This is a genomic window from Rossellomorea marisflavi, assembly GCF_001274775.1.
GTDB lineage: Bacteria > Bacillota > Bacilli > Bacillales > Bacillaceae_B > Rossellomorea > Rossellomorea marisflavi.
In genome coordinates, this window is sequence record NZ_LGUE01000003.1 from 1 (window position 1) to 17,068 (window position 17,068).

General features: G+C 49.1%; 17 protein-coding genes and 8 tRNA genes. 22 read left to right on the forward strand and 3 right to left on the reverse strand.

The genetic code is table 11. The features are described 5' to 3' along the window. The first annotated feature begins 65 nt into the window (after window positions 1-65). The 9 genes from AF331_RS09130 to rocF all read left to right on the forward strand — a co-directional run bounded on the left by AF331_RS09130 (window position 66) and on the right by rocF (window position 2,126). Window positions 66-158: transfer RNA gene (locus tag AF331_RS09130), tRNA-Ser, on the forward strand. 71 nt (window positions 159-229) lie between these two features. Further along, window positions 230-302, forward strand: a tRNA-Thr gene (locus AF331_RS09140). 28 nt (window positions 303-330) lie between these two features. Continuing rightward, window positions 331-405 (forward strand) — tRNA-Glu (locus AF331_RS09145). 11 nt (window positions 406-416) lie between these two features. Next, window positions 417-492, forward strand: a tRNA-Val gene (locus AF331_RS09150). A gap of 149 nt (window positions 493-641) precedes the next feature. Then, window positions 642-717, forward strand: a tRNA-Thr gene (locus tag AF331_RS09155). Between the two features lie 14 nt (window positions 718-731). Beyond that, a tRNA-Tyr gene (locus AF331_RS09160) sits at window positions 732-815 on the forward strand. A 62-nt stretch (window positions 816-877) separates the two neighbouring features. Next, a tRNA-Gln gene (locus tag AF331_RS09165) sits at window positions 878-952 on the forward strand. 5 nt (window positions 953-957) lie between these two features. Further along, window positions 958-1,030: transfer RNA gene (locus AF331_RS09170), tRNA-Lys, on the forward strand. A 193-nt stretch (window positions 1,031-1,223) separates the two neighbouring features. Continuing rightward, window positions 1,224-2,126 (forward strand): arginase, encoded by a 903-nt coding sequence (gene rocF / locus AF331_RS09175; RefSeq protein WP_053427863.1) that lies wholly within the window; start codon window positions 1,224-1,226, stop codon window positions 2,124-2,126. A gap of 57 nt (window positions 2,127-2,183) precedes the next feature. Here the strand turns inward: rocF and AF331_RS21835 are convergent, their stop codons facing one another. Then, window positions 2,184-2,345 carry an aspartyl-phosphate phosphatase Spo0E family protein gene (locus AF331_RS21835; protein WP_082346910.1) on the reverse strand — a complete coding sequence of 54 codons (162 nt, stop codon included), beginning with the start codon at window positions 2,343-2,345 and terminating at the stop codon, window positions 2,184-2,186. A gap of 360 nt (window positions 2,346-2,705) precedes the next feature. Here AF331_RS21835 and sigW point away from each other — a divergent pair, with 360 nt between their 5' ends. From sigW to AF331_RS09235, 12 genes are all read left to right on the forward strand, one after another. Next, a complete protein-coding gene (gene sigW / locus AF331_RS09180; protein WP_048007331.1) occupies window positions 2,706-3,269 on the forward strand; it encodes an RNA polymerase sigma factor SigW in 564 nt (187 codons plus the stop codon). Between the two features lie 16 nt (window positions 3,270-3,285). Continuing rightward, window positions 3,286-3,918 carry an anti-sigma factor family protein gene (locus AF331_RS09185; protein ID WP_053427864.1) on the forward strand — a complete coding sequence of 211 codons (633 nt, stop codon included), beginning with the start codon at window positions 3,286-3,288 and terminating at the stop codon, window positions 3,916-3,918. Window positions 3,919-4,128: 210 nt separating this feature from the next. Further along, window positions 4,129-4,956: a diadenylate cyclase CdaA gene (gene cdaA, locus AF331_RS09190; protein WP_053427865.1), complete on the forward strand. Its 828-nt coding sequence runs from the start codon at window positions 4,129-4,131 to the stop codon at window positions 4,954-4,956. Next, entirely contained in the window at window positions 4,957-6,207 is a 1,251-nt protein-coding gene (locus tag AF331_RS09195; RefSeq protein ID WP_053427866.1) for a CdaR family protein, read from the forward strand. It begins immediately after the preceding gene. 17 nt (window positions 6,208-6,224) lie between these two features. After that, on the forward strand, window positions 6,225-7,574 hold the full coding sequence (glmM, locus tag AF331_RS09200) for a phosphoglucosamine mutase (protein ID WP_053427867.1): 1,350 nt from the start codon (window positions 6,225-6,227) through the stop codon (window positions 7,572-7,574). A gap of 476 nt (window positions 7,575-8,050) precedes the next feature. Beyond that, complete coding sequence (gene glmS / locus AF331_RS09205; RefSeq protein ID WP_053427868.1) at window positions 8,051-9,853, forward strand: glutamine--fructose-6-phosphate transaminase (isomerizing); 1,803 nt, start codon at window positions 8,051-8,053, stop codon at window positions 9,851-9,853. Between the two features lie 205 nt (window positions 9,854-10,058). After that, entirely contained in the window at window positions 10,059-10,487 is a 429-nt protein-coding gene (locus tag AF331_RS09210; RefSeq protein ID WP_053427869.1) for a cytidine deaminase, read from the forward strand. Window positions 10,488-10,501: 14 nt separating this feature from the next. After that, the gene (locus AF331_RS09215) at window positions 10,502-11,233 is read left to right on the forward strand and encodes a class I SAM-dependent methyltransferase (RefSeq protein WP_053427870.1); all 732 of its coding nucleotides are present in this window, start codon (window positions 10,502-10,504) and stop codon (window positions 11,231-11,233) included. 23 nt (window positions 11,234-11,256) lie between these two features. Continuing rightward, complete coding sequence (locus tag AF331_RS09220) at window positions 11,257-11,790, forward strand: GNAT family N-acetyltransferase (RefSeq protein WP_053427871.1); 534 nt, start codon at window positions 11,257-11,259, stop codon at window positions 11,788-11,790. 97 nt (window positions 11,791-11,887) lie between these two features. Further along, on the forward strand, window positions 11,888-12,307 hold the full coding sequence (locus AF331_RS09225) for a VOC family protein (protein WP_053427872.1): 420 nt from the start codon (window positions 11,888-11,890) through the stop codon (window positions 12,305-12,307). A gap of 113 nt (window positions 12,308-12,420) precedes the next feature. Further along, window positions 12,421-12,891 (forward strand): site-2 protease family protein, encoded by a 471-nt coding sequence (locus AF331_RS09230; protein ID WP_053427873.1) that lies wholly within the window; start codon window positions 12,421-12,423, stop codon window positions 12,889-12,891. 13 nt (window positions 12,892-12,904) lie between these two features. Continuing rightward, window positions 12,905-13,522, forward strand: coding sequence for an HAD family hydrolase (locus AF331_RS09235; protein WP_053427874.1), 618 nt, complete (start codon window positions 12,905-12,907; stop codon window positions 13,520-13,522). Between the two features lie 96 nt (window positions 13,523-13,618). On the opposite strand, the gene AF331_RS09240 is transcribed toward AF331_RS09235, so the two are convergent. Next, window positions 13,619-14,263 carry a hypothetical protein gene (locus tag AF331_RS09240; RefSeq protein ID WP_053427875.1) on the reverse strand — a complete coding sequence of 215 codons (645 nt, stop codon included), beginning with the start codon at window positions 14,261-14,263 and terminating at the stop codon, window positions 13,619-13,621. 399 nt (window positions 14,264-14,662) lie between these two features. Next, window positions 14,663-15,607: a polysaccharide deacetylase family protein gene (locus AF331_RS09245; RefSeq protein ID WP_053427876.1), complete on the reverse strand. Its 945-nt coding sequence runs from the start codon at window positions 15,605-15,607 to the stop codon at window positions 14,663-14,665. A gap of 212 nt (window positions 15,608-15,819) precedes the next feature. Between AF331_RS09245 and AF331_RS09250 the strand changes: the two genes are divergently transcribed. Beyond that, window positions 15,820-17,052, forward strand: a complete 1,233-nt coding sequence (locus AF331_RS09250) for an FG-GAP repeat domain-containing protein (RefSeq protein WP_053427877.1) — start codon at window positions 15,820-15,822, stop codon at window positions 17,050-17,052. Window positions 17,053-17,068: the final 16 nt, after the last annotated feature.

Genomic DNA, 17,068 nt, shown 5'->3' on the forward strand with positions numbered 1-17,068 from the left:
GGTAGAGCTATCGGCTGTTAACCGATCGGTCGCAGGTTCGAGTCCTGCCTGTGGAGCCATTATATGGAGAGCTGTCCGAGTGGCCGAAGGAGCACGATTGGAAATCGTGTAGGCGGTTTATAGCTGTCTCAAGGGTTCAAATCCCTTGCTCTCCGCCATATAAGGCCCGTTGGTCAAGCGGTTAAGACACCGCCCTTTCACGGCGGTAACACGGGTTCGAATCCCGTANGCTTCCATAGCTCAGCAGGTAGAGTGCTTCCATGGTAAGGAAGAGGTCACCGGTTCGAGCCCGGTTGGAAGCTTTCTTTTTTTTTGAGAAACATCAGGACTGGCCCATTGGTCAAGCGGTTAAGACACCGCCCTTTCACGGCGGTAACACGGGTTCGAATCCCGTATGGGTCACCATTTTTATATTCGGAGGATTAGCTCAGCTGGGAGAGCATCTGCCTTACAAGCAGAGGGTCGGCGGTTCGATCCCGTCATCCTCCACCATAGTTTTTTCACGAAGCGAAGCGGAGTGAAAATAACGTACCATAAGCTCTTTTTTACTAACGCACAAGACTAAAACAATCACCTTCACGGGTTTTTATTTTTAGCTGGGTGGATGCAAAGAGAGTTGCTGATCAAGTACAACTGAACATGCCGGTGTAGCTCAACTGGTAGAGCAACTGACTTGTAATCAGTAGGTTGGGGGTTCAAGTCCTCTTGCCGGCACCATTTTTCCTTTAGCTGGAGGGGTAGCGAAGTGGCTAAACGCGGCGGACTGTAAATCCGCTCCTTCGGGTTCGGCAGTTCGAATCTGCCCCCCTCCACCATTTTGTATAATCTTTTGTGAAATGGACATCCTTATAAATGTCCCTTTTTTATGCCATTTTATTGGGCTATAGCCAAGCGGTAAGGCATCGCACTTTGACTGCGACATGCGTTGGTTCGAATCCAGCTAGCCCAGCCATTTACGAGCCATTAGCTCAGTTGGTAGAGCATCTGACTTTTAATCAGAGGGTCGAAGGTTCGAATCCTTCATGGCTCATCATGAAAACTCCCACGAATTCTTTCGTGGGAGTTTTTTGTTATGGGCGAAAATGAAAGGGTGAGGGAAGAAACTAGGAAGGAAGCTTAGGGACTGTCCGCATATATATACATGAATATGTGCAGTTGAGTCATTGATATGAAAGCGGATACAATGGAGGGAGATACAACGATGAGATGAGAGGATGGTTGGGATGAAGAAGAATATTTCGATTATTGGGGTACCGATGGACTTGGGTCAAATGAGGCGTGGAGTCGATATGGGACCGAGCGCTATTCGATATGCAGGTGTGATTGAAAGGCTAGAGGATCTAGGCTATGCCATTAAGGACCTTGGAGATATCAAGATCGGCCAGGCGGAGCGGGTACATAAGGACAGGGATACGAACCTTCGCAATCTTAAGGCGGTGGTTGAGGCAAGCAAGACGTTGGCAGCAAAAGTGGACGATGTGATTGAAGGTGGAGATTTCCCATTGATTTTCGGAGGAGACCACAGTATTGCCATCGGCACGCTTGCAGGCGTCTCGCCTCACTACGAAAACCTGGGCGTGATCTGGTATGATGCTCACGGAGATTTGAACACGGCAGATACATCCCCGTCAGGCAATATTCATGGAATGCCGCTTGCAGTGAGCTTGGGGCTCGGTCATGAGGATCTCTTGGACATTGGGCATGACCGCGTAAAGATCAAACCGGAGAATGTCGTGCTGATTGGAGCCCGATCATTGGACGAAGGCGAGAGGGAGCTTATAAAGGAGAAGGGCATCAAGGTCTACACCATGCATGAAATCGATCGTCTCGGCATGGCCAAGGTGATGGAGGATGCGATTGATTACTTGAAGGAGAAAACCGACGGGGTCCATCTGTCCCTTGATCTTGACGGGTTGGATCCGAGCGATGCACCGGGAGTGGGAACACCGGTCCTGGGCGGCATCAGCTACCGTGAAAGTCATCTTGCCATGGAGATGCTGGAGGAATCCGGGTTGGTTACGTCTGCAGAGTTCGTGGAAGTGAATCCGATCCTGGATGAAAAGAATAAGACGGCAACGGTGGCAGTGGCACTCATGGGCTCCCTATTTGGAGAAAAACTTCTTTAATCGAGACAAAAGAAAAGGCTGATCATCCTACCGCAGGGATCAGCCTTTTTTGTATGGTCAATGGTGTTTACACCCTTGATATTGGTTTAGTAGATCATCGAGCCTTACACTCAAATCGACAACCTGCTCATCTGCGAAAGATGATTTCAGGGCCATCTCGACCATCTGACGACGACAGTCTTCTATTTCGAACAGTAGATCACGTACTCGCACTCTCATTTCCAAAATCCCCCTAAATAAAAATAATTAGTCCCTTTATACCCCTTTTGAAATAATTGTAAACATTTTTAGCCGGAAATTTGTTAGGATAATGAGGAGAGACCGTTTTACATAGGTTCAAGGCTTCATTTACCCTTGTTTTTACCTTATATATCTGGTAACTTTTTCAGCTTATATTCGTCCACTATAGTGGTGCATTGAGCCATATGGGCTGTATCTCACATAGTAGGGGCGGATTCATCGATAAAAGGTCCTGAACATAGTGGAAGAAAAAAATATAAAAAACATCATAAAATTAATGAAACCTTTCAATAGGGTGTAACGTATATAACGATACCCGCATGGAGCGGAGGTTGAGGAATGGACGAAATCATCAATAGAAGAATCAAACAGGTTCTCAAAGGCGATCAGAACGCATTTGGGGAAATTGTGGAGTTATACAAAGACAAGGTATTCCAACTGTGCTACAGGATGCTCGGGAATCGGCATGAAGCGGAAGATATTGCACAGGAGGCCTTCATAAGGGCCTATGTGAATATCGAGACGTTCCATCAGAACAGGAAGTTCAGCACCTGGCTGTTCCGGATCGCGACAAACCTGTGCATAGACCGGATACGCAAGAAAAAACCCGATTACTTCCTGGATGCGGAAGTAGCCGGGACGGATGGATTGACCATGTATTCTCAAATCGCAGCTGATATCCAGCTCCCTGAAGAAGAAGTGGAGAATATGGAGCTCCAAGAGACGATCCAGAAAGAAATTTCGAAATTACCTCAGAAATATCGTTCTGTCATCGTATTAAAGTATATTGAGGAGCTACCCCTTCAAGAAATCAGTGAGATATTGGATATGCCGCTCGGTACAGTGAAGACGAGGGTGCATAGAGGGCGTGAAGCCCTACGGAAGCAATTACGATCTTTGTAAGAGAGGGGGAGCATTCATGAAAGCATGTCCTGAAGAAGTCATCGAATACATGCATGATTATCTGGATGGAGATATAGGAAGCGCTCAAGCATCGGAACTGAAGAAGCATCTGCAGGAATGCGATGATTGTCAGCATCATTTTCATGAGCTTAAAAAAGCGATCGCCTTTGTACAAAGCACTTCGCATATCAGTGCACCAAGCGGGTTCACTGACAGTGTGATGGCAAGGCTTCCGAAGGAGAAGAAGAAAGTAGGATTCCAGCGATGGTTGAAGAGCCACCCGCTTATCACAGCCGCAGCGCTGTTCCTGACGTTCATGACCGGAGGACTTTTCACATCATGGAATGGAAATGATGATTTCTCATTCACCAAGCATGATAATCTCGTCGTGCAGGATCACACGGTCCTCGTCCCAAAAGGGGAAGTGGTCAAGGGTGATCTGACCGTACGCAATGGCGATGTGAAGATAGAAGGAAAGGTCACGGGGGATGTGACCGTCATCAACGGTGATAAGTATCTTGCCTCTGCCGGAAGCGTGACCGGTGACATCAACGAGATCGATGAAGCCTTCGGATGGCTTTGGTACAAGATCAAAGAAGGTGTCAAAGGAACCATGGATTTAGGAAATTCGCAAATGGTTGAAAATTAAGATAGACTAGAGGGACGTGGATGACGATCCCTCTATGGGCTGGCATTCACGTGGTGTCAGTTTTTTTCTGTAAAACGTAAGTTCAAAGCAAGAGAGGCCATGGGTGTCTTTTAATGGACAAGGACAAAATGTGATATACTAAAAAAGTTACGAAAATGAAGAAGCCACATGGCGGCTTACGCTTTCGATTAAGCTATTGGAGGATGTAATATGCCGTTTCTCGATATTTTTACGGATTACTCCGCACTGGATTATGTCTCCGATATTGTAGATATTCTCGTGGTGTGGTTTGTAATCTACAAACTCATCATGCTGATTAAAGGCACGAAAGCAGTACAATTATTAAAAGGAATTTTCGTTATCATCATTGTAAGGGGTCTCAGTAGCATCTTCGGCCTTGATACCCTCGGATGGATGATGCAGCAGGCACTGACCTGGGGATTCCTTGCCATCATCATCATCTTCCAGCCCGAACTGAGACGGGCCCTCGAACAGCTCGGCCGTGGCCGCCTGTTCTCGAGATCCGGCATGCAGGAAGATGAAGAGCAAGAGCGCATCATCGAATCCATGACCAAAGCGGTCAGTTATATGGCGAAGCGTCGCATCGGGGCCCTTTTGACCCTTGAGAGGGAAACGGGGATGAGTGATTACATCGAGACGGGGATTCCCCTCGATTCGAAGATCTCATCTGAGCTCCTCATCAACATTTTCATCCCGAATACACCTTTGCATGATGGTGCCGTCATCGTTCAGAAGAATCAAATTGCGGCAGCGGCATGTTATCTGCCACTATCCGAGAGCCCGTTCATTTCAAAGGAGCTCGGTACGCGTCACCGGGCGGCGCTTGGTGTCAGCGAAGTTACAGACAGCATTACCATCGTTGTATCTGAGGAAACAGGCGCCATCTCCATTACGAAGAATGGTGAGCTTTATCGCGACCTGACTCTTGATCGCTTCAAAGAGATCCTGACGAATGAGCTCGTGGGCGAACGTTCGAATACTTCCTCGGTGAAATGGAACTGGAGGGGGAAGAAATAGATGGATAAGTTTATGGAAAGCCGTTGGTTCATGCGCATCGTCGGTTTACTGCTTGCACTCATCCTCTATATGTCCGTCAACTTCGGCGATCTTCAAAAAGAAGCGAATCGTCCGAGTAGCGGAAGCTCTCAAGAAGATGTGGAAACCGTTCAGGATGTGCCACTTGAAGTGTTTTATGATAGTGATAACCTTGTCGTAACAGGAATGCCCGAGACGGTGAACGTCAGGCTGGAGGGACCGAAAGCCCTCGTACAAGCAGCCAAGCAGGTGAAGGACTTCCAAGTGTATGTCGACCTGAATGACGTCGGCATCGGGAACCATCAGGTGGAAGTCAAAATAGACAACCTATCTGATAAGATGCAGGCGAAGGTCAACCCCGGCTATGTGAATGTGTCGGTGCAGGAGAAGGTCACGAAGGAATTCGGGGTCGAGCCCGAGTTCAATGAAGGACTGCTTGCCGACGGCTATGATGCCCAGGGGCTGGCAGTGGAGCCTAAAACCGTGAAGGTGACAGGAGCAAAAGACGAAGTGGAGCGCATCACCTATGTGAAGGCGACCATCGATGTCGATAATGAAATCAACCAGAATGTCACGAGGGAAGCACAGGTACAAGTGCTCGACCGTAACTATAATAAACTGGATGTCGAAGTAGAACCGGAAACGGTCGATGTGACGGTCTCGGTCACCAACCCGAGCAAGTCCGTGCCCATTTCGGTGAAGGAGAAGGGTGAGCTGCCTGAAGGAGTGACGCTCAATTCCATCAGCGTCAAACCAAAAGAAGCCACCATTTTCGGAAATCAGAGCCTCCTCGATACAGTGAAGGAGCTGTTTGCCGAAGTGGATCTCTCCGACATCAAGAAAGATACGACGAAGAAAGTGAAAATCGGCCCGCAGTCCGATCTCAATAAGGTGACACCGGAAGAAGTCGAGATCACCATCGATGTCTCAACAGATGAGGATAAGGAACTGACGGGTCTCGAGATCACACCGGAGGGTCTCCCGGAAGACTATGAGTACACCATGACGTCTCCCGAGGCAGAGGCAGTGGATGTCTCACTCAGCGGCCCCCAGGATGAGGTGAGCAAGGTGACGAAGGATGACTTCTCCCTTGCCCTCGACCTCTCGGGACTCGAGCCGGGTGAACATGAGGTGGAGATTACTGCACAGGGACCGGATAACGTGGACTGGACCCTGTCACAAAAGACCGTAACCGTAGAAATCAAAGATAAGAACACATCAGCCGAGGGCTGAAAAAGGAGAGAATAATGATGGGTAAGTATTTTGGAACAGACGGAGTAAGGGGAGTAGCCAACTCGGAACTGACACCTGAACTGGCATTTAAGCTGGGTAGATTCGGGGGTTACGTACTGACGAAGGATGCCACACGTCCCAAAATATTGATTGGAAGGGATACACGGATCTCAGGACATATGCTCGAAGGCGCCCTGGTTGCAGGACTCCTTTCGATCGGAGCGGAAGTCATGCGACTTGGCGTCATTTCCACACCAGGTGTCTCCTATCTGACAAAGGCACTGGGAGCACAGGCAGGGGTCATGATCTCAGCTTCCCACAATCCTGTGGCAGACAACGGAATCAAATTCTTCGGTCCGGACGGATTCAAGCTGTCTGATGATCAGGAGAATGAAATCGAAGTGCTCCTTGACGCTACTGAAGATACCCTTCCGCGTCCGGTAGGCGGAGATCTCGGTCAGGTGAGTGACTACTTCGAGGGCGGACAAAAGTATCTGCAGTATCTTAAACAAACAGTGGATGAAGACTTCGACGGACTACATATCGCACTCGATTGTGCACATGGTGCCACTTCTTCTCTTGCCACGCATCTGTTCGCCGATCTCGATGCCGACATTTCCACGATGGGGGCATCTCCGAGCGGGCTGAACATCAACGAAGGAGTCGGTTCAACGCATCCTGAAACGCTCGCTGAAATGGTGAAGGAAAAAGGAGCGGACCTTGGTCTTGCGTTTGATGGAGACGGAGACCGGATCATCGCCATCGATGAAAATGGGGACATCGTCGACGGAGACCAGATCATGTACATCTGCGGAAAATTCCTTAAATCAGAAGGCCGCTTGAAGCAATCAACCGTCGTATCCACTGTAATGAGCAACCTCGGTTTCCACAAAGGACTTGAGGAGCACGGCATCCAAAGCATCCAGACCGCCGTGGGAGATCGCTATGTGGTCGAGGAAATGAAGAAGAACAACTATAACCTCGGCGGGGAACAGTCCGGTCACATCATCTTCCTGGATTACAATACGACAGGTGATGGCCTCCTTACAGGGATCCAACTTGTGAACATCATGAAGATCACGGGTAAATCCCTATCAGAGCTTGCGGGTGAAATGAAGAAGTTCCCACAAAAGCTAGTGAACGTCCGTGTGACCGATAAACATCACGTAACGGATAATGCCAAGGTGAGCGAGGTCATCAGCAAGGTGGAAGGCGAGATGAACGGAAACGGCCGCATCCTTGTCCGTCCATCCGGAACTGAGCCCCTTGTCCGCGTTATGGCAGAAGCTCCGACTGAAGAGCTTTGCGCCCGATACGTCGATGAGATCGTCGCTGTGGTACAGGCGGAAATGGGCCTGGCTGAATAGTTGATTTTCCATGCATGAGGGGTCACCTACGGCCCCTCATGCATATTTTATAGTAATGGTCGTTTGGTCACCATGTTGCGAAGCAGTGACAAACCGCTAACAAATGGTCGGTACATCCATAATTTGATTGACGGATGATAAGCAACTGGTGTATGATGATTTTGTTTTTAATTTTTCAACATACTGGAAACACTTGACTCAAGAATGGAAAGGTGGGAAGAGGTCGCAAGATTTATAAAAAGCGCCAGGACTAAGCGGCTGCTTAGTTGACGAGGTGGAGGTTCTATCGATCGATCGGCGGGTGCCTCCCGGTTCTAGTCACAGAACCGTATGATCCTTCTTCAAAACATCGGGGCAACCCGGTGGACAAAGGGAAGGTTCAAGTGACCCTAATACAAATGACAAATAGAGATAAGGGGGCGAATTGTCCCCAAACGAGATTTGCCCCCTTGTACTTTCAAGGAGGAACTATTCACATGTGCGGAATTGTTGGATATATCGGAAATGCAGATACAAAGGAAATCTTGTTAAAAGGTCTTGAGAAGCTTGAGTACCGCGGATATGATTCTGCCGGTATCGCGGTTCAGAATGAAGAAGGCATCCACGTGTTCAAAGAAAAGGGACGTATCGCGGATCTTCGCGCAGTCGTAGACAGCAGCGTAGAAAGCCATACAGGGATCGGACATACGCGCTGGGCGACACATGGTGTGCCAAGCCACGACAATGCCCATCCCCACCAAAGCACGTCTGGACGCTTCACTATCGTTCATAACGGTGTCATCGAGAACTATTCACAGCTGAAGCGTGAATACCTTACAGAAGTGAACTTCGTCAGTGAAACCGATACAGAGGTCATCGTACAGCTGATCGACAAACTCGTAAGCGAAGGAAACGATGTAGAGGAAGCATTCCGTCAAACACTCATGCTCCTTAAAGGCTCTTATGCCATCGCCCTATTGGATGCCGAGAACGAAGAAACCATCTTCGTTGCCAAGAACAAGAGCCCGTTGCTCGTAGGTCTTGGAGAAGGCTTCAACGTCGTGGCAAGTGATGCCATGGCCATGATTCAGGTAACGGATCAATTCGTTGAACTGATGGACAAAGAAATGGTCATCGTATCCAAAGAAAAGGTTGAAATCCAGAACCTGATTGGTGAAGTGATGGAGCGTGCGCCATACACAGCTGAGATCGATTCAAGCGATATCGAAAAGGGAACATACCCTCACTATATGCTCAAAGAAATCGATGAGCAGCCACTTGTGATGCGTAAGATCATCCAGGCGTACCAGGATGAAAACGGCGAGCTTCATATCGATCAACCGATCGTCGGGGCCATGAAGGAAGCGGACCGCATCTACATCGTAGCATGCGGAACAAGCTACCATGCAGGTCTTGTCGGGAAGCAGTTCATCGAGAAAAGCGCCAATATCCCTGTCGAAGTACATGTTGCCAGCGAATTCAGCTACAACATGCCGCTTCTATCGGAGAAACCGCTCTTCATCTTCATTTCACAAAGTGGTGAAACAGCGGACAGCCGTGCCGTACTCGTCAAAGTGAAGGAATTGGGTCACCAATCCCTCACCATCACGAACGTAGCAGGCTCCACGCTTTCACGTGAAGCGGATCACACTCTTCTTCTTCACGCGGGTCCTGAGATCGCCGTTGCGTCTACCAAAGCGTACACAGCTCAGCTTGCAGTCCTTTCCATCCTTGGACATACAGCAGGAAAAGCCATCGGCGTCCAACAAGGCTTCGACCTTGTCCACGACCTTGGAATCGTTGCTACTGCCATGGAAGCCCTCTGCGATACGAAAGAAGAGTTCGAAGCGATTGCCAAGGAATACCTTGCCACTACGCGCAACTGCTTCTTCATCGGACGCTCCATGGACTACTTCGTTGGACTCGAAGGTGCTCTTAAACTGAAAGAGATCTCCTACATCCAAGCCGAAGGATTCGCAGGAGGCGAGCTGAAGCACGGAACCATCGCCCTCATCGAAGAAGGCACACCGATCATCGCCTTGGCGACACAAGAAGAAGTAAACCTTGGAATCCGTGGTAACGTCAAAGAAGTCGTAGCCCGCGGAGCCAATCCTTGTATCGTTTCCATGAAAGGCCTGGAAGACGAAGAAGACCGCTTCGTCATCCCAGAGGTGAACCCATTGTTAACACCTCTTATCTCTGTCATCCCACTGCAGCTCATCTCTTACTACGCTGCCCTGCACCGCGACTGTGACGTCGATAAGCCACGTAACCTTGCAAAATCCGTTACGGTTGAGTAAGAGATTCGTAGAGTTGTAAGAACTGAATATGCTTTAAAGTCCCCCGCATGGGTAAATGCGGGGGACTTTTTTTGCTGGCTTTCCATTTCCAATTCTCATACTATAGATGGTAACGGGGTAAAGAATACGCTTGTCACCAACGGGCATCTTCTTTATTAACTGAGTATTCCTGAAAATAAAGGTACCTACAGAAAGGCGACAAGAGATGAATATACTAGATTTAACACCTGAGGACTTCGAACTGATCCAATCTGCCAAAGATAAGATCACCATGCTCTATGAAGATGATAAACACCACGTCGCAGCAGCCCTACGTACGAAATCGGGTGACATCGTCTCTGCTGTACATATCGAAGCTTACATTGGACGTGTGACCGTGTGCGCCGAGGCAATCGCCGTGGGGAGTGCTGTCTCTTCGGGCCACAAGGGTTTCCATACCATCGTCGCTGTCCGGCATCCATATTCCGATGAAGTCGACCGCACGATCCGTGTCGTGAGCCCATGTGGCATGTGCAGGGAATTGATCGCTGATTATTCACCCGAATGCTTGGTCATCCTGGAGGTGGACGGTAAGCTGGTGAAAACCAGGATTGGGGAGCTGATCCCATTGAAATATACAAGGTCATCTACGTAAAGGGAGTGTAGAAAATGGACTACTACGGGGAGCTTTGCACGAAGGTATACGAAAGCGGGAAGTCCATTGCTGAAGGGGAGGAGCTTGCCTTTTACCTATCCCATGTGACCGAAGGGATGAAGGTGCTGGAGCCGATGTGCGGAAACGGGCGGATGCTCATTCCTTTCATGCAGAGAGGGATCAATATTGAGGGCTTTGATATCTCGGATGAAATGCTGAAGGTATGCGTGGTGAAGGGGAATGAACGGGGTATGGAACCCCGTGTATTCCATCAAGATATGAGGCACTTCAACCGGCAAGATAACTATGATTTGATCATGATCCCATTCGGGTCGTTCTCCCTTCTTCCGGAAGAAATCGTCCCGCTGTGCCTGAGGAATTTAAAGGAGTCCCTAAGACAGGGTGGTAAACTACTGATCACAGCTATCATCCAGCAGGCGGCTGATGACTGCCCGGAGTGGAAAGAGACCAATAGACTTCAAGATGGAAAGAATACCATCATAGAATACAAGCGGATGACCTATGACAAGGACAGCAGGGTTCTGAATAGTAAGCTGAAGTACCACCTTATACATGAGGGAGAGGTACTAAAAGAAGAGCTGATGGATTTTCCGATGCGCATGTACGGAGTAGAAGAGTGTAAGGATTTGCTTCATAAAAGCGGGTTTGTGAACGTGACCGTCCATGAAGTGTTGGATGGGTACGGCAAAGGGAATCCATTTCACGTGTTTGAAGGCACCATATAGAGCAGGAAAGCGAGGAGAACCATATGCATTTCACAACCGACCGACTCACCGTCAGACCGTTCACAGAGGATGACATCCACGATGTATATACGATCTATCAAGATGAAGAAACATGCCGCTATCTTCTCCACGGCCCGTGGACCACGGAGGATAGGGAGGAGCGGTTCCGGAAGAAGCTCCTGAACCAATCGCTCTCCAGTGAATCGGGCCTGAGCCTCGCCGTGGTCGAAGGAGACAGGGTCATTGGAGATTTGTCGGTATGGTACACCGGCATGAAGGACACGGTGGAGATCGGATATAGCTTTGCAAGGGAGACAGGAGGGAAAGGATACGCGACGGAAGCTCTAAGGGGGCTCGTAAAGCGCCTTTTCATAGAATACGATATTCATAGGATCCAGGCGACCCTCGACAGCCGGAATCAAGCTTCAGCTAAGCTGTGCGAGCGGATCGGGATGAGGAAGGAAGCTCTTTTCATACAGGACTACTGGAATAAGGGCGAGTGGACGGACAGTTTCGTGTACGGCATGCTGATGGCAGATCTTGATCCCGAGATGTGAGTGAACACGGCCAAAGGTCGTAAAAAAGATGCGACCAATCCCCAATGCGGTGCCCGTTTCCACAGGCTACAATAAGGTGAGAGAGGATGTGGCACCCATGAAAAAAGAAAAATGGAATGAAGAGCTTCCAGTCGTCCAGTTCCGCATTGCACGTCCAACCAGGAAGTTCGCCGAGGTCATGCGATTTTATATGGAAGGCATCGGGCTGAAGAAGATCGGCGGATTCGAGGCGCACAATGGGTATGATGGGATCATGCTCGGTCTCCCGGGGCATGCGTATCATCTGGAGTTCACGACCCGCGAAGACGAAGGGCCCTGTGAGGCACCGACAAAAGATAATCTCCTTGTGTTCTATATCCCGGATGGGGATCGAATGGAGGAGATTGTATCCAGACTTTCAGAAATGGGGTACGATCCGGTGGAACCTGAGAATCCATACTGGAAGGAGAAGGGCGTCACGATAGAGGATCCCGAGGGATGGCGAGTGGTGTTGATGAATACGGGAGGCATTGGGTGAAAAAGTGATCTAAAAGACTTTCGAATAGAAGGTCTTTTTTTATCATTCAACATGTTTTGTACCTTGCCTTTTTGTTATGATGGTAATATAAACCATTAAAGGAGGGGGGAACCATGCTTGAAAACCTTATCGCCTATGCCGTTGCCATCTTTCTTTTTCAACCGATCAATGTCCTGATCCATGAGTACGGTCATGGCTTCTTTGTGAAGATATTCGGGGGTCGGGTGACGAAAATCGAGGTTGGGATCGGTGAACCCCTCTTTCAGGTGGGACATGTACAGGTGAAAAAGCAATTTTTCATCTTTGGGATGTGCCGGTATGAAGGGACTCCGGAGATATCAAAAAGCCGTTTGAAGCTGTCCTTCATCGCCATCGGGGGCGTGCTGTTCAATGCAGTGACCATCACCATGCTCATCCTCGTTAAGGTGTATACCGATCATCACCACTTCTTGGATGGGTATTATTTCGGTACTACGGGTATGCTCATTCTATCAGCCTTACTCCCGGTGACGTATTCGACAGGATTCCATAGTGACGGCAAATGGCTGGTGAGCATTTGGAAGAAAGATTCTCTATCAGCATAAAGGAGGTTCATAGATGGATAGTATCATATTCGACTTGGACGGAACGATCTGGGATCCAATCGATACGGTTCTGGAAGCGTGGAATCGGACGATCGAGGAGCATGATGAAGCGGGACAGACGATGACGCGTGCGGATTTTGAAGGGGTCATGGGTCTTCAGGTGAAAGAAATCGAGGAGAAGTTATTCCCGGACGTTGATGAAGAGGTGCGGTCGAGGATGTTACAGGCATGTCTGGAGCGGGAAGAAGAGCTTCTCGGTAAACGGGGAGGAAGGCTTTATCCGGATGTGGAGAAGGTGCTTGAGACCCTGTCCCGTTCCTATAAGCTCTTCATCGTCAGCAACTGCCAGGACGGCTATATCGAAACGTTCTATGACTATCACAAACTTGAACGTTTCTTCGAAGACTTCGAGAATCCCGGACGTACGGGACTCAGTAAGGGAGAAAACATCAAGCTGATTGTAGAGAGGAACAACCTGAAAGCCCCGGTGTACGTCGGGGATACGGACGGAGACCGGAAAGCTGCTGAGTCTGCGGGAATCCCGTTTGTTTATGCCAAATATGGATTCGGTCATGTAGAGAAGCATGATGAAGTGCTGGAGACGTTCGGGGATTTGGTGAAGCTGTATTAGTTCATGCTTTTTAAAGAGAGAAGAAAGTAGCCAAGGATACGTACCCTCGGCTACTTTCTTTTGAATAGACGGAGAATTCAAATCGAGCCATCCTCTTTAAAATCTCCGTTCCGAGTCCCCATCCGTCGCCTTGATCCGAAGGAATCCGGAGGACGCTCCGTTGAATTCACCTTTAAGATCGGGGCGATCGATTTCATCCTCGATCAGGACGGTGTGGCTGCCTTTCCCCTCCACGGTCACGGGATAGCTGCCTTTGAGGAATTCCTCGGGTGGGAATTGCTTATCGTATGTGGAGTCGAGGAGCTGCAGGTTGAATGAGACGTCATTCCGGCTATGATTCTTCAATTCTATATCGCACGTAGCATAAATATGTCCGTCCCCATCTGATTCAAATGTACACTCGCTCCTGTCGTCATAGGAAAGGGCGTAGATGCCACTGGCCAATGTATGTTGATAGAGCCAGATGGCCATGGTGGGAGCCGCTGCATAGGCGAACATGGTCAGTAGGACAAGGCGGATCCGGTATTTCTTCAATCCACGTACGAGAAAGACGATGGCGTTGATATATAGGAAGCTGCCGATGATGCCGAGAATGACGAATCCGTCGCTGTCGGTGATCGGGAAGGACATAAATACTGTTCTGGCTTCACTCAGTTTGTTTTCAGGGAACGGGAAGTATAGCGCCATGCAGATGAGGAAGATAGCCATGGCTGTTAGAACCGATGCCTTATTTTTAATCATTGAACCCCTCCTTCGATAACGAAATATGTATTTATTTCCATTTTAACTCATGGATGTATACAAGAAAAGAGGCTGAGACAAACATGTTTTAGTCATAGTAAAACCCGAATCATTTGCCTACGATAAAGCAAATGATTCGGGTTNATCGTGCGGTTGATCGGAGTGCAAGACGAGACTCCTGCGGGAAGAGTAGCTGATGTGAGACCCCGCAGGCCTGCCGAGGAGGCTCACGGGCTACCCGCGGAAAGCGAAGTCTTGCACGGAGATCATGAGCGGTATTAAGATCCATTCCTGATCGTGTTCGGCATTAAAGGGGCCTTTTTTAGTTTTGTCCCATCCTCTTTAGATCGTAAAAAGTCTTTGGGCGTTTCATGGGGACTGCGCGCCCCTCTTTTCCCTTTACCCCTTGAACGTCACAGGTTCCATCTCCTGATCGATGGCCTTCATTTCATAGCCCTGTTCGGTCAGCTGCTGAAGGAGTTGGTCAAGGGAAGCGAGGGTCGTCTTTTTGTCGTGCATGAGGATGACCCGCGGTGTTTCGTGATATTGATAGTCTTCGAGTTGTTTCATCACGTTCGGGACATAGGCGGGGCTCAGGAAGCGCCAGTCCTCGCTGTCGATATCCCAGTCCCACAGGTGGAAGCCAGCGTCATTCACGGCCTGTCGGTAGGCAGGTGTCATGTTCGGCACGGAACCGTATGGGACGCGGATAAGATCGCTGGTTACACCGGTGAGTTCTTGCAGTGTCGCCTGCCCTTGTTTCATTTCCCCTACCACGCTGTCCTTGGATTGATAGATTTTCTTCACATCATGGCTGACGCCGTGCATCCCGATGGAATGACCGGCAGCAACCATATCCTGAATGGCAGTGCTGTATGTCTTCATATTCGGTTCAAGCATGAAGAAGGTGGCTTTGGCATCGTATCGATCGAGCACCTCAAGGATGCCTTCGGTATTTTCATTCGGACCGTCATCGAATGTCAGATAGACGATCTTTTTCTCTGTCGCTTGTTCTTCTTGATCAGTGCCCTGATCCGGTGTTTCAGCATCAGGAGCTTGTTCGTCAGGCTCCGTGGTTTCTTGTTGATCATTCTGTGCCTGCTGGTCCGTGTCGTCCTTCGGTTCAGGACCAGCAGGCTGTTCTTTTTCGGTATCCTTTGTCTTTTCCGGTTTTTCCTGTTCGTTGGTCTTGGCTGCTTCGCCTCCTAAGGGGGATTCCGATTGGTTGAAGGCAATCCATTTGTCTCCGACCCCAGAGCTCTTGGCCACCACGATATCTTTGATCAATATACTGGATAATAGGATAAGTACGAGGGTCAGTGCGCTCAAGATGACCCGTTTCACGTTTAATCTCCTGTTGTATTTTCGTTCCTGCTGTTGCATTCCCCTCACCTTTCTTCTCGCTGTTTGTCTCTATTTCCCATGGTAAAACATTCTTCTCATAAAAGGGTTACTAATCGGTTACAAACCGCCGTCGAACGTTGTAACTTTTTTGTTACTTTTGTCGAGAAGGTTTACACTATACTGATGGAAGCTATAAGTAGGAAGTGAATGGAATGAAGAGACTGACGATACAAGTGGTCCTTATATTATTGATATGCAGTGGATGCTCATTATTTCAATCGAATTCGTCGTTGATGAAGCCCCCACAGCTCCCGGTCCAGCAGCAGGAGCTGAAGCAGGCGATCAGTCAGTATGTGCCTGCACAGGCCGAGTGGCTCTCTCCTCTTGATGATGGGGACACGAACCGCATCATTGAACGGGATCTTGACGGAGACGGAGAGGAAGAACTCATCGTCTTTTACCGGATGCCGGATAAGACGGCCCAGATGGAAGGGGTCATCCTTGAGAATCGCAAGGGGGAGTGGAAGAAAAGAACCCAGTTCAGCGATCTTGGCAGGGAGCTTCAGAAGGTGGAGTTCGCCGACCTTGATGGAGACGGAAAGGATGAGGTCCTGATCGGGTTTTCGTATTCCAATGAGTCATCGGATAAGGCCCTCCTCGTCTTCAATGTGAGCGGAGACAAGCCGGAGAAGCTGTTTGAATCCCAATACAGTGCCTTTTTTGCCGACGATTATAACGAAGATGGGAGGGGTGAACTGATGCTCGCGACCCTTGTGCCGAATCAGGAGCATAACGTCACCCTCTACTCATATGAGGACAACATGGAGAAAGTCGATGAGCTCAAACTCGACCCCTACGTGTATCCTTATTATCATACGGCAGCGGGTTACGTCACCCCGTCCGTCAAGGGAGCTGTCCTGGATTCCAGTGTGGGGGCACACTCCTCCACCTCGTTCATCATCGGGGTGAAAGACGGTAAGCTGAAGGAAGTGAAGCCGAAGGGATTGAAGGAAGAAGATCTCTTCAGGGCAACTGCGGCGAATAGTATCGATACGAATGATGACGGGATCATCGAAATTCCTGTGCTTGTTGAAGGAAGTGAAGACAAGCCGTATGTGGATATGCCATTCATCAGTGAGTACTACCAGCTGATGGATGACGGGGAAGCCCGCTTCGTCGAAAGCACATATGAGAATGTGAACTATCAATATACATGGAAGCTCCCCGATTCGTGGCCGGATGTTGAAATCGACACGAGCGGAGACCGCCGGTACGTGAAATTCATCTCCAAGGAAGATGGCACTGTCCTCTATGATATCTATGCCGTCGAGAAGGATAAGGTCATCCCCGATGAAGGATGGAATGAATTGAGCGAAAGCAATCAATTCATCTACCTGACCAAGTATTCACCCGAGCGGTACCCGGAAAACTTCCAAGCGAACTAAGAAATGTAGGTGTGGT

Bases quoted from the DNA above. Each gene is read 5' to 3' on its own strand.
- AF331_RS09230 (WP_053427873.1), top strand. From the start codon at position 12,421: ATGCTTGAAAACCTTATCGCCTATGCCGTTGCCATCTTTCTTTTTCAA.
- AF331_RS09195 (WP_053427866.1), top strand. From the start codon at position 4,957: ATGGATAAGTTTATGGAAAGCCGTTGGTTCATGCGCATCGTCGGTTTA.
- rocF (WP_053427863.1), top strand. From the start codon at position 1,224: ATGAAGAAGAATATTTCGATTATTGGGGTACCGATGGACTTGGGTCAA.
- AF331_RS09210 (WP_053427869.1), top strand. From the start codon at position 10,059: ATGAATATACTAGATTTAACACCTGAGGACTTCGAACTGATCCAATCT.
- AF331_RS09185 (WP_053427864.1), top strand. From the start codon at position 3,286: ATGAAAGCATGTCCTGAAGAAGTCATCGAATACATGCATGATTATCTG.
- AF331_RS09240 (WP_053427875.1), bottom strand. From the start codon at position 14,263: ATGATTAAAAATAAGGCATCGGTTCTAACAGCCATGGCTATCTTCCTC.
- AF331_RS09250 (WP_053427877.1), top strand. From the start codon at position 15,820: ATGAAGAGACTGACGATACAAGTGGTCCTTATATTATTGATATGCAGT.
- glmM (WP_053427867.1), top strand. From the start codon at position 6,225: ATGGGTAAGTATTTTGGAACAGACGGAGTAAGGGGAGTAGCCAACTCG.
- AF331_RS09220 (WP_053427871.1), top strand. From the start codon at position 11,257: ATGCATTTCACAACCGACCGACTCACCGTCAGACCGTTCACAGAGGAT.
- AF331_RS09235 (WP_053427874.1), top strand. From the start codon at position 12,905: ATGGATAGTATCATATTCGACTTGGACGGAACGATCTGGGATCCAATC.
- AF331_RS21835 (WP_082346910.1), bottom strand. From the start codon at position 2,345: ATGAGAGTGCGAGTACGTGATCTACTGTTCGAAATAGAAGACTGTCGT.
- glmS (WP_053427868.1), top strand. From the start codon at position 8,051: ATGTGCGGAATTGTTGGATATATCGGAAATGCAGATACAAAGGAAATC.
- cdaA (WP_053427865.1), top strand. From the start codon at position 4,129: ATGCCGTTTCTCGATATTTTTACGGATTACTCCGCACTGGATTATGTC.
- AF331_RS09225 (WP_053427872.1), top strand. From the start codon at position 11,888: ATGAAAAAAGAAAAATGGAATGAAGAGCTTCCAGTCGTCCAGTTCCGC.
- sigW (WP_048007331.1), top strand. From the start codon at position 2,706: ATGGACGAAATCATCAATAGAAGAATCAAACAGGTTCTCAAAGGCGAT.
- AF331_RS09215 (WP_053427870.1), top strand. From the start codon at position 10,502: ATGGACTACTACGGGGAGCTTTGCACGAAGGTATACGAAAGCGGGAAG.